Origin of the sequence: Streptomyces sp. NPDC101490, assembly GCF_044767145.1 — a bacterium.
Taxonomy (GTDB): domain Bacteria; phylum Actinomycetota; class Actinomycetes; order Streptomycetales; family Streptomycetaceae; genus Streptomyces.
In genome coordinates this window covers 56,120-68,906 of sequence record NZ_JBIWNI010000017.1, presented here as the reverse complement: position 1 = coordinate 68,906, position 12,787 = coordinate 56,120, and the positions used below count along the sequence as shown (strand labels likewise).

General features: G+C 72.3%; 13 protein-coding genes. 3 read left to right on the top strand and 10 right to left on the bottom strand.

Translation table 11 applies throughout. The features are described 5' to 3' along the window. Positions 1-39 precede the first annotated feature (39 nt). The gene (locus ACIRQY_RS25920; RefSeq protein ID WP_403929811.1) at positions 40-1,431 is read left to right on the top strand and encodes an aldehyde dehydrogenase family protein; all 1,392 of its coding nucleotides are present in this window, start codon (positions 40-42) and stop codon (positions 1,429-1,431) included. Between the two features lie 35 nt (positions 1,432-1,466). Then, a complete protein-coding gene (locus tag ACIRQY_RS25915) occupies positions 1,467-2,558 on the top strand; it encodes a Zn-dependent alcohol dehydrogenase (protein WP_403929808.1) in 1,092 nt (363 codons plus the stop codon). 135 nt (positions 2,559-2,693) lie between these two features. On the opposite strand, the gene ACIRQY_RS25910 is transcribed toward ACIRQY_RS25915, so the two are convergent. The 10 genes from ACIRQY_RS25910 to ACIRQY_RS25865 all read right to left on the bottom strand — a co-directional run bounded on the left by ACIRQY_RS25910 (position 2,694) and on the right by ACIRQY_RS25865 (position 11,905). Beyond that, positions 2,694-3,650, bottom strand: a complete 957-nt coding sequence (locus ACIRQY_RS25910; protein WP_403929805.1) for a PDR/VanB family oxidoreductase — start codon at positions 3,648-3,650, stop codon at positions 2,694-2,696. Between the two features lie 3 nt (positions 3,651-3,653). Then, the gene (locus ACIRQY_RS25905) at positions 3,654-5,141 is read right to left on the bottom strand and encodes a purine-cytosine permease family protein (RefSeq protein ID WP_403929802.1); all 1,488 of its coding nucleotides are present in this window, start codon (positions 5,139-5,141) and stop codon (positions 3,654-3,656) included. Continuing rightward, positions 5,138-5,452: a Rieske (2Fe-2S) protein gene (locus tag ACIRQY_RS25900; RefSeq protein WP_403929799.1), complete on the bottom strand. Its 315-nt coding sequence runs from the start codon at positions 5,450-5,452 to the stop codon at positions 5,138-5,140. Before ACIRQY_RS25900 ends, ACIRQY_RS25905 begins: the two co-directional genes overlap by 4 nt. After that, a complete protein-coding gene (locus tag ACIRQY_RS25895) occupies positions 5,449-6,345 on the bottom strand; it encodes an iron-containing redox enzyme family protein (RefSeq protein ID WP_403929796.1) in 897 nt (298 codons plus the stop codon). Before ACIRQY_RS25895 ends, ACIRQY_RS25900 begins: the two co-directional genes overlap by 4 nt. Further along, positions 6,342-7,145 carry a dihydrodipicolinate synthase family protein gene (locus tag ACIRQY_RS25890; RefSeq protein ID WP_351788816.1) on the bottom strand — a complete coding sequence of 268 codons (804 nt, stop codon included), beginning with the start codon at positions 7,143-7,145 and terminating at the stop codon, positions 6,342-6,344. Before ACIRQY_RS25890 ends, ACIRQY_RS25895 begins: the two co-directional genes overlap by 4 nt. A 25-nt stretch (positions 7,146-7,170) precedes the next feature. Further along, positions 7,171-7,716, bottom strand: coding sequence for a DUF6190 family protein (locus ACIRQY_RS25885; RefSeq protein WP_403929793.1), 546 nt, complete (start codon positions 7,714-7,716; stop codon positions 7,171-7,173). Further along, the gene (locus tag ACIRQY_RS25880; RefSeq protein ID WP_351788811.1) at positions 7,706-8,884 is read right to left on the bottom strand and encodes an aminotransferase class I/II-fold pyridoxal phosphate-dependent enzyme; all 1,179 of its coding nucleotides are present in this window, start codon (positions 8,882-8,884) and stop codon (positions 7,706-7,708) included. Before ACIRQY_RS25880 ends, ACIRQY_RS25885 begins: the two co-directional genes overlap by 11 nt. Positions 8,885-9,104: 220 nt before the next feature. Further along, positions 9,105-9,806, bottom strand: a complete 702-nt coding sequence (locus tag ACIRQY_RS25875) for a DsbA family protein (RefSeq protein ID WP_351788808.1) — start codon at positions 9,804-9,806, stop codon at positions 9,105-9,107. Positions 9,807-9,841: 35 nt separating this feature from the next. Further along, positions 9,842-10,642 carry an MBL fold metallo-hydrolase gene (locus ACIRQY_RS25870; protein ID WP_403929790.1) on the bottom strand — a complete coding sequence of 267 codons (801 nt, stop codon included), beginning with the start codon at positions 10,640-10,642 and terminating at the stop codon, positions 9,842-9,844. A 324-nt stretch (positions 10,643-10,966) separates the two neighbouring features. Next, positions 10,967-11,905, bottom strand: a complete 939-nt coding sequence (locus ACIRQY_RS25865; protein ID WP_403929787.1) for a DMT family transporter — start codon at positions 11,903-11,905, stop codon at positions 10,967-10,969. A gap of 155 nt (positions 11,906-12,060) precedes the next feature. Between ACIRQY_RS25865 and ACIRQY_RS25860 the strand changes: the two genes are divergently transcribed. Beyond that, positions 12,061-12,723 carry a helix-turn-helix domain-containing protein gene (locus ACIRQY_RS25860; RefSeq protein WP_351788801.1) on the top strand — a complete coding sequence of 221 codons (663 nt, stop codon included), beginning with the start codon at positions 12,061-12,063 and terminating at the stop codon, positions 12,721-12,723. Positions 12,724-12,787: the final 64 nt, after the last annotated feature.

The following is a 12,787-nucleotide window of genomic DNA, read 5'->3' as shown; positions in this document are numbered from 1 at the left end:
GGCGACGGCGGACCTGTCGGCAGTGTGAGGAGACGGCGGATGAAGGCGCACGACGCGATGTACATCGGCGGGGAGTGGCGTCCCGCCCTGGGCTCCGGCACCATCGCCGTGATCAACCCGGCGGACGAACAGGTCATCGGCCACGTCCCCGCCGGCACCGCCGAGGACGTGGACGCCGCCGTACGGGCCGCCCGCGCCGCGCTGCCCGGCTGGGCCGCGACCCCGCCCGCCGAGCGCGCCGCCCGCATCGCCGCCCTGCGGGACGCCCTCGTCGCCCGCGCGGACGAGATCGCGGCCACCGTCACCGCCGAACTCGGCGCCCCGCCGCGGCTCGCCGCCGCCGTCCACACCGGACTGCCGATCGCGGTGGCCGGCTCCTACGCGGAACTCGCCGCCACCCACCCCTTCGAGGAGCGGATCGGCAACTCCACCGTGTACGCCGAGCCGATCGGCGTCGTCGGGGCCATCACCCCCTGGAACTACCCGCTCCACCAGATCGTCGCCAAGGTCGCCCCGGCCCTCGCCGCGGGCTGCACGACCGTTCTCAAGCCCGCCGAGGACACTCCGCTCACCGCCCAGCTCTTCGCCGAGGCGGTCCATGAGGCGGGCCTGCCCGCCGGAGTCTTCAACCTGGTCACCGGGGTCGGCCCGGTCGCGGGACAGGCGCTCGCCGAGCACCCCGACGTGGACCTCGTCTCCTTCACCGGCTCCACCGCCGTCGGCCGCCGCATCGGCGCCCTCGCGGGCGGCGCCGTCAAGCGCGTCGCCCTCGAACTCGGCGGCAAGTCCGCCAACGTGATCCTGCCGGGAGCCGACCTCGCCAGGGCCGTCGCCGTCGGCGTCGCCAACGTGATGTCCAACTCCGGCCAGACGTGCAGCGCCTGGACCCGGATGCTGATCCCCGCCGACCGCTACGAGGAGGCCGTGGCGCTCGCCGCCGAGGCCGTCGCCGCGTACGTCCCCGGCGAGCGCGTCGGCCCGCTGGTCAGCGCCAAGCAGCGGGAGCGCGTCCGCAGCCACATCGAGAAGGGCCTCCAAGAGGGCGCCCGGCTGGTCGCGGGCGGCCCCGAGGCCCCCCGCGAGACCGGCTACTACGTCTCCCCGACCGTCCTCGCCGACGTCACCCCCGAGATGACCGTCGCCCAGGAGGAGATCTTCGGGCCGGTCCTCTCGCTCCTCCGCTACGAGGACGAGGAGGAGGCGCTCCGCATCGCCAACGGCACCGTCTACGGTCTCGCCGGAGCCGTCTGGGGCGAGCCCGACGAGGCCGTCGCCTTCGCCCGCCGGATGGAGACCGGCCAGGTCGACATCAACGGGGGCCGGTTCAACCCGCTCGCCCCCTTCGGCGGCTACAAGCAGTCCGGCGTCGGCCGGGAGCTCGGCGCGCACGGCCTCGCCGAGTACCTCCAGACCAAGTCCCTGCAGTTCTGATCCCCACGGTCCCGAGCGCAGAAGGAGCAACGAGCGTGATCCGCGCCGCAGTCCTGCCCGCCGTCGGTTCTCCCCTGGAGATCACCGGCATCGAGCTTCCTGAGCCCGGACCCGGACAGGTCCGGGTCCGCCTCGCCGCCGCCGGGGTCTGCCACTCCGACCTCTCCCTGTCCGACGGCACCATGCGCGTCCCGGTCCCGGCCGTCCTCGGCCACGAGGGCTCCGGCACGGTCGTCTCCGTCGGCGAGGGCGTCACGCATATCGCTCCCGGCGACGAGGTCGTCCTCAACTGGGCGCCTTCCTGCGGCCGTTGTCATGCCTGCTCGCTCGGCGAGGTCTGGCTCTGCGCCGAGGCCCTGACCGGAACGGGGAACGTCCACGCCCACACGGCCGAGGGCACCGCGCTGCACCCCGGCCTCAACGTCGCCGCCTTCGCGGAGGAGACCGTCGTACCGGCGGGCTGTGTCCTGCCGCTGCCCGAAGGGGTGCCGCTCGTCGAGGCCGCGCTGCTCGGCTGCGCCGTGCTCACCGGCTGGGGCGCGGTCCACCACTCCGCGCGGGTCCGGGCGGGCGAGACCGTCGCGGTGTTCGGCGTCGGCGGGGTGGGCCTCGCCGCTCTCCAGGCGGCCCGGATCGCGGGCGCCGGGACGATCGTCGCCGTGGACGTCTCCCCGGAGAAGGAGGCGCTGGCCCGGGCGGCGGGCGCGACCGAGTACGTCGTGGCCTCCGGCACCACCGCCCGGGAGATCCGGGCGCTGACCGGCGGCCACGGTGCCGACGTGGCGGTCGAGTGCGTCGGCCGCGCCGTCACCATCCGCACCGCCTGGGAGTCCACCCGGCGCGGCGGCCGGACCACGGTCGTCGGCATCGGCGGCAAGGACCAGCAGGTCACCTTCAACGCCCTGGAGATCTTCCACTGGGGCCGCACCCTCTCCGGCTGCGTCTACGGCAACGCGAACCCCGCCGAGGACCTGCCCGTGCTCGCCGGGCACATCAGGGCGGGACGGCTCGACCTCGGCGCCCTCGTGACCGAACGCATCACCCTGGAAGGAATCCCCGGAGCCTTCGCCGACATGCTCGCGGGCAAGGGAGGCCGGGCCCTGGTGGTCTTCCCCGCCCGACGGTGAGCCGATGGTCCTCCCGCCCGACGGACCCGGCCCGGGGAGGAACCCGTACCGCCCCGGGAACGCGGGCGGCCCCGGCGTGCGGACGCGTGCGGGGAGCCCGTACCGGCGACCGCGCCGGTACGGGCTCCCCGCGTCTCACATGTCCAGGACGAGGCGGGGGCCGTGCGCACGGCCCACGCAGATCATCATCGTCGTCCCCGACGCCCTCTCGTCCGCGCCGAGGACCGTGTCGTGGTGCTCGGGCGCCCCGGCGAGCACCTTCGTCTCACAGGTGCCGCACCAGCCCTCCTCGCAGGAGTACGCCACCCCGGGCACCGCCCCGCGCACCACGTCGAGGAGTGTCCGGCCGGGCTCCACCCACAGGGTCAGCCCGCTCCGGCGCAGCTCCACCTCGAAGCCTTCCGGCCCCGCCGGGCCCTGCCCGCACGCAGGCGACGCCGGGCTCTCCGTGCCCGCCGGGACCACCGCGCCGAACCGTTCCGTGCGCAGCGGCCCCCGCCACCGTTCCGCCACCGCCCGCAGCAGCCCCTCGGGGCCGCAGCAGTAGACGACCGTGTCCGGCGCGAGCCCGCCGAGGACCCCGTCGAGATCGGGCCGCCCCGCCGTGTCCTGCGGGACGAGGGTGACGCCCGGGAGCCCGGCGAGTTCCTCGCGGTACGCCATCGAGGCCAGGCTCCGGCCCCCGTACACCAGGCTCCAGGTGCCCGGCGGCAGGGCGCGGACCATCGGCAGCAGCGGAGTGATGCCGATGCCGCCCGCGAGGAACAGATACCGCTCGGCGGGCACCAGGGGGAACCGGTTGACCGGCCCCCGGACCCCCAGGACCGTGCCCTCCCGCACCTGGGTGTGGATCTCCTCGGAGCCGCCCCGGCCCGCCGGTTCGCGCAGCACCCCGAGCCGGTACGCGCTCCGGTCCCCCGGGTCGCCGCAGAGCGAGTAGTGCCGTACCGCGCCGGACGGCAGCGTCACCTCCAGGTGCGCGCCGGGCTCCCACGGTGCCAGTGCGGCGCCCGTGGGATCGGCGAGCAGCAGGCCGAGGACGTCCTCGGCCTCCCGGACGACCGACCGGACCGTGAGCGGGAACAGGGACACGGATCACCTCGGATCAGGGACGGACGGACGGGAACGGGCCCGGGGCCCGGCGGGCGACGGCGGCAGCAGCGGCTCCGGCCGGATCCGGCAGAGCGCCCCGTACAGCGCGGCGGCGACCAGGAACGAGGCCGGCAGGCTCAGGTCCACCCCGCCGGTCAACTCGGTCAACGGACCGATGTACAGAGGGTTGTTGACCCACAGGACACCGACGACGGAACCGGCCGTGAAGGCCGTGGCGGCACGCGGGTTGACCCCGCCCGTGTACCAGTACCGGCCGCCCCCGCCGCTGGTGAAGGTGCGCAGCGCCGCCGCGTCGTACCGGCCCCGGTGGCGCGCGTACCCCACCGAGAGGACCGCCGCCCACGGGGCGACGACCGTGAGCAGCAGCGTCACGAACGCCGACATCGCGTCCATGGCGTCGTACACCACCGCCCCGAGGTACAGCACGCCCGCCGCGAGCAGCGCGACCACCGTGGTCACGGCCGCCCGGGAGGAGCGCCAGAACACCGAGTTGGCGGAGAGCCCGGCCGCGTACAGGCACAGACCGGCCTGCGGGAGGGTGCCCGCGAAGCCGAAGACCACGACCGCTACTGCGAACCAGCCGGGCACCGCGTCGGTCAGCCCCTGGAGCCACGGCCCGTCCGGGACCGGGAAGAGCGTCGTCACGTACGCGCCGGTGAGCAGCGCGGTCAGACTGCTGAGGAACATCGGGACACCGCTCGCCCGCACCACCCGGCCCGGGGGCGTCGACGCGGGCATGAACCGCGTGTAGTCGCCCTGGAAGGTGGTGTAGGAGAGGGGCACGGTCGCGGACGCGGTCACCGCGAGCAGCCAGGTGTGCAGCGGACTGTCGAGGGCGAGCGTCCCCCCGGCGTACCCGGCGTCGAAGTCGGGCGCGAGGACGAGCACGGTCCCCAGGAGCACCGCGCCGCCGGTGACCGCCGTGACCTTGTAGGTGCGCACCAGGGTCTCGTGGCCCCGGACCGCGACCAGCGCGACCGCCGCCGCCGTCACGGACATCGCGGCCGTCAGCGCGCCTGGCCCGGTCGGCGTGGAGAGCAGTCGGTGCCCTGCGACCATCACCGCCGTGCCGCCGGTCCACACCGCGATGGCGAAGAAGCCGAGCGCCGTCACCACCGTGATCGTGTTGCCGACGATCCTGCCCCGCACCCCGAAGTGCGCGCCGCTCGACACGGGATCGTTGGTGCCGGTGCGGACGCCGAACCGGGCGAGCGGCGCCAGCAGTACCGTGCCGACGGCGACGCCCGTGGCGATCGCGCTCGCCGAGGCCCACCAGCCGAGACCGAAGACGACCGGGAGCGCGCCGAGGACGACGGTGCCGAAGGAGAACTGCGCGGAGGGCCAGATCCAGCCGAAGTCACCGGGTGACGAGGTCCGTTCGGCCTCGGGCACCGGGGCGATGCCGTCGTGGTCCGCCGCCGCGCGGGGCGGCGCCGCGGTGGGCGCCGCCCCGGTCGGTGTGCTCGTCATGGGGCGCCTCCGGACGGGGTCGGGCCGGTGTCGTCCCGGCTGGGCAGGACGTCGACCACGCGGAGGGAGGCGCACAGCGCGCCGGAGGTGCGCTCCCCGCTGGTCAGATCGAAGGTCGTGTGGTGCAGGGGACAGGTGATACGGAGTTTTTCCCCGTCGACCCGGGAGTACTTGAGCCTGCCCCCGCGGTGCGGGCAGACGGCGGACGCGAGGACCTTGCGTCCGGCGACCTCGACCAGGATCAGTTCCTCGGTCACCTGGCGCACGGCGGGTTCGGTGCCCCGCCGCCGCCCGGCGGGCACGGCCGTCACGCGGCCGTCCCCCTGGCCCGCGCGACGGCCGCCTCGTTGGCGGCGCCGACGATGTCGGACGCCAGCCGCACGCCCGCCCAGATCTTCGCCAGGTCCGGCTCCTCCAGCGAGCGGATCGCCGTACGCATGTGACCGCTGTGGTACGAGTCGATGTAGAGGTGCTCGGTGTAGTAGGCGTCGTGGACGATCCCCAGCCGCCGCGCCGCGCGGGCGTAGCTCTGGAAGGCGTACAGGACGCTGGTCTCGAAGTAGGCGTACGCGCCCAGGAAGTACTGGGGCGAGGGCGCCCGGCTGGCCAGCCAGTGGAACATGTTGACGTAGGCGAAGCACTCGGGGGTCGTCTCGTCGAGGTAGTCGTCGAGCCGCAGGCTCAGATCCAGCTCGGTGAGCAGGTCGCGGTAGAGCTGGGAGTGCGCCTTCTCCTCGTTGCCGCAGCCGAGTTCGTCGATGAGGACCCGGAAGACCGCCATGGCCGAGCGGTACGGCAGCCGGGGGACGACCGGCAGCAGCGACTCGGACTCGGTGAGCCCGTCGAGGGCGAACTGCCGCACCACGAGCTTGAACTGGTCGAGCGTCGCCCGCTCGGCGAGGAAGGTCGCGCTCTCGGGGAGCGCGGCCTCCTCCTCGGCGAGGAACTCCTTGAGGGCCTGGAGCAGTTCGCCCGCCGAGCCGAAGCGCGGCGCGGAGGCCTCGTACGCCCGTGCCTTCGGCAGGATCCACCGCTCCTCGATCGCGGTCATCGATCCGTAGTCGCCGAGGTGGGGGACGCGCCGGTAGAGGGCGTGCAGTTCGCGCTGGGCCGTCGCCGGGGGAGCCGTGATCGAGTGCGCGGCGACAGGGACGGGGACGGCGACGGGGCCGGGGGGCGAAGGGGTGGCGGGGGTGGTGCTCATGCCGCCTTCGCCTCCTCGTGGACGGTGGGGGAGCTGATCACACCGCGCCGGTGCAGCTCCCGCTTGACCCAGCGGTACCAGTCGTCCTTGAAGACGCCGTACTTCTCGCAGACGGAGTTGATCTCCGCCTGCCGGTCGGGGGTGGGGTCGACCAGCATCGCGTTGCACAGACCGGGTTCCAGATTGGCCAGCGGGCCGATGAAGCCGTCGATGCCCCGGGCGTCGACGAGCAGGTTCTCCCAGCCCTCGAAGACCGGGATGCCGGTGCCCGCCTCGGCCGTCTTGCGGGTGAAGGCGGCGTCGCCGCTGGACTCCTTGATGCCGACGATCCCGGGCGTCTCGCAGATCCTCAGCAGGGTGTCGAACTCGATGCGGTTGCCCGAGAGGGCCTCCTCGTTGTAGAGGAAGACCGGGACGTCGACGGCCGCGCGGAGCGCCCGGTAGTGCTCGACGATCCGGTCCTGGGTGACCTCGGTGCCGAACGGGGTGGTGACGACGACCGCGTCCACGCCGATCGCGGCGGCCGTACGGGCCCGTTCGATCACCGAGTCGGTGTCGGGGAGCTGGATGCCGGCCAGTACGGGCAGTCCGCCCGCGTGCCGGACGGTGTACGTCACGACGTCCTGCCACTGCCGGGCGTCGAGCTTCCAGCCCTCGCCGGAGGTCAGGGCGGGCATGAAGCCGGTGACCTCGCCCCTGATGTGGTCCAGGAGGCGGACGAGGCTCTGCTCGTCGACGGTGCCGTGCTCGTCGAGGGGGGTGATCAGCGGGACGACGGTCCCGGAGTAGGTGCCAGCCATGAGTGGGGTGTCCTTCGCAGGTCTGTCAGAGGTTCGCGGACACGACCGTGAGGACCAGCGACCGCTGGTAGAGGTCCTCCAGGTACGCGGGGAACGTGGGCTCCACGAGCGGAGCGGGCGCGGCGGCCGACGCGCGGGGGGCGACCGGGACGACGGGCAACCCGCCCGCCGCCTCCGCCAGCCGGGGGCTGGCCGTGTGCAGGACGCCGCCGCGGCCGACGACCTGGGCCAGCAGCAGCCGTTCGTGCGCGGGCAGCCCGCCGAGTCCGGGCGAGGTGAACGCCCGGCGGACGTCGTCCTCGTCGTACGGGACCCGGTTGACGGCCAGATCGGTGTGGAGGACGTCCATGAACGGGTAGTACTCGTCCTGCGTCCGTCGCCCGTAGCCCCAGACGAGGTCGTCGCAGCGGCCGACCTGCTCCCAGTTCATCAGGACCCGGCCCGCCTCCCCGGCGGCCAGCCGGCCGGCGAAGAAGGCCTTGCAGCCGGTCCGTACGGCCTCGTCCTCGCTGTGCATCCCCATGAAGAGGGTGGCGTCGACGAAGACGGGGGCGTTCGCGTCAGGCCGCATAGCGCTCGAGGACCTTCCGCATCCGCTCCATGGCACCGGCGAACACCTCGGGCTCGCGGGCCAGGGCCAGCCGGACGAAGCGCTCGCCCTTCTCCTTGGTGTTCCAGTAGAAGAAGGTGCCCGGCAGGACGTACACCTCCTCGTCGAAGAGGACGGCCTGGAGCTGGGAGGCCGTCACGTGCTCGGCCGTGATGCGGAACCAGGCGACGCTGGTGCCGACCACCGGCTCCTGGAACTCCAGGATCGTGCCGTCGAGCGCGGCGCGGGCGGCGTCGCCGTTGGTCCTGATGATGCCGCGGACGGAGGCGAAGCCGTCGGTGATGGAGTCCTCGACGTACTGGGTGACCATGTTGAGCACGAACGGCGAGACGTTGAGCAGCACGCTGGTGTGGAGGTTGTAGACCTCCTCCTGGATGTTCCGGCTGGCGGTGATCATGGCGCACTTGGCGTCCTGGATCGGCCACGTCTTGCCGGTGTCCTCCATGACCATGTAGGTGACGCCCGACTCCTCAAGGAGCCGGTAGATGTCCACCCGGCCGATGTTCTCGTCACAGAGCGCGAAGGAGGCGAAGCAGAAGTCCATGACGAGGACCTTGTCGTGGTCCACGCAGTAGCGGACGACCTCGCGGAAGCCCTCCAGCTTCTCGGCGAGCAGGGTGAAGCCGGTCGGGTTGTTGGGGTCCACCAGGTAGAGGGCGTCCGCGTCGATCTGCTCGACGAGCCGCTCGTAGATGGCGTCCTTCTCGTGCAGCGCCGACTCGGCGAGCGGGGAGATCGGCACCTGCATGTTGCGCAGCAGGTCGACCAGGTTGTCGAAGCAGGGCTCGACCAGCTGCACGGACATCCCGCGCTGCTTGAGGAACATGCCGGCGACCATCGTCGACACGCTGGCGGAGTAGGAGAGCAGCGTGCGGTCCATCGCGCGGGCGGTGGGCTGCTGGTGCAGCCGGAAGAAGGCGTCGACGAACTGGCGCTCGAAGTGCGCCTGCTGCTTGGACTCGGACTCGTGCCACAGCTCGGGCAGCCGCGAGACGATCCGCTCCTGCGAGACGGACTGGCGCTGGTGGGTGTGCGCGTCGGCCAGGTTGAACCGGGTCTTCAGGGCCTCGATCTCGTGCTGGGTCAGGTCGACGAACGTGCTGACGTCCGCCTTGTCGGTCAAGGACATGAGGAACTCCCGCTGTCGGTGCGAATGTCCGTCCGGAATTCCGGCGGCATGAATGACTTTAGGAGCTTCGAGCGGCCTTGCGAATAACGGCCGGGTCACGCAATTAATAATCACCGCGATGTTCTGACGGAGAAAAAAAGGAACGACGTCCAGGCATTCCTCGAACAGGAATGCCTGGACGTCGTTCTCGTTTTACGGCCGCTTTTCGCGGTCTTTTCGGTTATTCGGTGGCGGCCTTGAGGAGGATGTCCTCGTACACCTTCGGGTCGTCCGAGGCGATCACCGGCCAGCCGATGCCGTACGCGCCCTCCCAGCCGACGTCGATGCCCGGGTTGGCGTGGTCGGAGCCGTCGGGCAGGAACAGGTGCGGGCTGCAGTTCACCCGGTCGCTCGCGGACAGCGCCGCCTGGTCGGCGAGGGCCCGGCGGGCCCGTCCGTCGTCCAGTGCCTCGGTGAGGGCGCCCACGTCCACCGCGCCGGTGGCGGCGGCCACGTCCAGGATCACCTTGCGGTGGCTGATGCAGCGGGACTCGGCCCAGAAGGCCCTGCGCAGTCCGAGGTCGAGCTGTTCGGAGGCGTTCAGGCTCTGTTCCTTGGCGGCGAGCACCGCCTCCAGGGCGGGCAGGGTCGTCGAGGGGTAGAGCCAGTCCTTGGCCTGCCACAGCTGCCAGCCCGCGGCCGGCTCCAGGCTGGCCATCCGGGCGACCTCGCTGTCCGTGCCGGGGCGCGGGCTCGGGGCGTCGTTCAGCAGTTCCAGCGGGAAGGCGCGCAGGTCGAAGGAGACCTGCTCCTCCAGGCCGAGACGGGTCCGTGCGGCGTGCAGCCGGTGGATCGCGATGTGCGCGAAGGAACACCAGATGTCGGAGAAGACGGTGACGACTCCGCGCGGCGGGGTCAGGTCGGCGGTGGTCGGGTCGGACATGGTTCTCCTCGGTTCGTACGCGGGCGGGGCGGGGCTCAGCCCGCCGGGGACTCCACGGCGTCCAGTGCCGCCTCCAGGTCGAGGTCGGCGTCGGGCAGCCAGGCGGGCAGGGAGGGGATGCGGGCCATGGCCTCGAAGAGCCGCGGCACGGCGTCCCCGCGGACGGTCGGTCCGTGGGCGCTCAGCAGCTTCGCGGGCCGCAGCCCGGCCAGTTCGCGCACCGGGCGGAGGAACTTCGCCTCGTCGACGAGCGCGGTCCAGGGGGCTATCGCCCGGTTGAGGACCTCGAAGCCGTGAAAGAATTCCTCCTCGGCGAGGTCGGTGAATTCGTGGGCGATTTCCTCGACCACGGTGCCGAAACTGTCGGAGCTGTAGAGCGTTCCATCGGAATGGTCGAACACGGCGAGGGTCCCGGGGGAGTCGAAAGTGGGCGGACGGTGAAAACTCAGTTCGCGGTCCCCGAGCTTCACGCGACTGCCCGGGTTCGCAGTTACTACCCGGTCCTGCGGAATGCTGAACTCTTCGGATATTCGAGTCAGTGATATCGCGTTGGCGAGCACCTTCGCGTGCGGAGCCTCCGCCAGGACGCGGGCCAGGGCGCCGGTGTGGTCGCGGTCGTCGTGGGTGACGACGACCCAGCGCAGGTCGGCCGGGTCGATGAGCGACCAGAGGGAGTCCACGAAACCCTCGCGGTCCACCGGCATCCCGGTGTCCACCAGGAGCGGCTGGCCCGACCGGAGGAGGAAGCCGTTCACCGGCTGGTCGCCTAGGCCCGGGATGGGCAGGGCCGAGGGGAGGACATGGATGTCCTGCCCGGCGGTGTAGGACGCTTTCATGACACACCTTTCATGACGGGCTTTCATGACGCGGCGAGTTGCGTGACGCACCGGGCGGGCCTCCCGGCGCACCGGGCGGGCGGCGGCCCCCGGGCGGGCTCCGGGCCGATCGCCCCGGGGTGGGTCCTGGGGGCGATCGGCCCGGATCGGAGCAGCCGGATCGGAGCAGCCGGATCGGAGCGGCCGGATCGGAGCAGCCGGATTGGACGGGCTGGGTCGGATGAGCCTGATCGGGCGGTCCGGACCGGACGCCGCACCGGGCGGGCCGGGCCGGACGAGCTGGTCCGGATGCCGGATGCGGGATGCCGGATCGGACGGGCCGGGTCAGACGAGCTGGATGGTGAGCGAACCGGCGATCAGCAGGGCGAGGCCCAGGGCGCGCGGCTTGGTGAGCGAGCGCTGCGGGAGCTTGAAGAGGCCCTTGTGGTCGATCAGGGCCGAGGTCAGCTGCTGGCCCGTCACGGTGAGCGCGATGGTGACGGCCGCGCCGATGGACGGGATGAGCAGGAAGGTGCCGGTGACGTACACGGCGGCGCAGGCGCCACCGAGCCAGCCCCACCAGGGCATCTTCTTCAGCGGGGCGATCTTGGGCTTGGGGGTCCTGCGGGTCGCGTAGAGCACCAGCAGGACGACGGCGATGGTGAAGGTCGCCACGGCGAAGCTGATCACGGCGACGGTGATGGGCTCCTTGATCTGCGCGCGCAGCTGGGCGTTGACCGCGCCCTGCACGGGCAGCACGGCACCGGCGAGCACACCGAGCGCGAGCCAGCCGACGCGTCCGGCGCTGGACATCCTGGGGGCGCCGGGGGGAGCCGCGGCCTTCATGCCTCGGATGATCACGACGATGCCGGCGAGGACGGCGAGGGCGCCGATGACGATGCCCGGGCTCAGGTCCTTCCGCGCCAGGCCGAGGAGGCCGAAGAGGTCGAGCGCGAGCGAGGCGAACATCTGGCCGGTGACGAAGAGCCCGACGGCGGCGAGGGCGCCGAGCCGCGGGAAGAGCAGGATGCCGCTGGTGATGTAGAGCGGACTGGCCAGTCCGCCGAGCAGCTGCCAGGGCTCGACATCGGGAAGTCTGCCGAGCGCGCCGAGGGCTCCGGCGACGACGGCGAGCACGGTCAGCAGACCGGTCGCGACGCCGAGCTGGATGGTCGAGGCGCCGTACGGAGTGCCGACGGCCGAGTTGAGCTGGAGGTTCACCGAGGCCTGGACGGCCAGGAGGCAGCCGACCAGCAGGGCCGCGGCGAGGAGCGCGGTGTGCATCGTGATCTCCCTGGGACGGGGTGACGGGGTGACTGGGGTGGCGAGATGGCGGGGTGACGAACGGTTAAGTGGACACTGAGTCCGTTTAGCATGCCATGGAATATGGCAAACGGACAAGGTGTCCACTTAGCTTCGAGGGAAGTAAGGTCGGGTGTATGAGCGACGACGAGCAGCGCCGGAGTGGAGCCGTATCCGTGCACCGGGTCGGCGGGCTCCTCGGCGACCTCCAGGCGGCGGACGAACAGCCCGTCGCCCCGCGCAGGCGCGCGGACGCGGAACGCAACCGCGCCCAGATCCTGACGGCGGCGGAACGGCTCTTCGCGGAACAGGACCCGCGGACGGTCACCATGGACCGGATCGCCAAGGCCGCGGGGGTGGGCCGCGCCACCCTCTACCGGAGCTTCCCCGACCCGTCCTCGGTCGCGGTGGCGCTGCTCGACGAGCACGAGCGCAGGCTCCAGGGCCAGCTCATCTACGGTCCGCCGCCGCTCGGCCCCGGCGCACCGGCGGGGGAGCGGCTCGCCGCGTTCTACCTCGCGATGCTGGACCTCCTCGAACGGCACCTGCCGCTGGCCCTCGGGGCGGAGACCGGCGCGGCGCGCTTCCGGACGGGCGCGTACGGCTTCTGGCGCGTCCATGTCCGGACGCTCCTCGTCGACCACGGCGTCCGGGACCCGGACCCGCTGATCGACATCGCGCTCGGTCCGCTGGCGCCCGAGCTGTTCCAGTTCCAGCGGCATCAACTCGGCCTGTCGACCGACCGCATCGGCCAGGCGCTCGCGGGCTTCGCCAGGGAACTGCTGCGCTCCGGGGGCTGATCCAGGACGACGGGCCGGGACCGGGGCCGGAGCGGGCCGGGTCGTACGGGACCGGGGCCGGGTC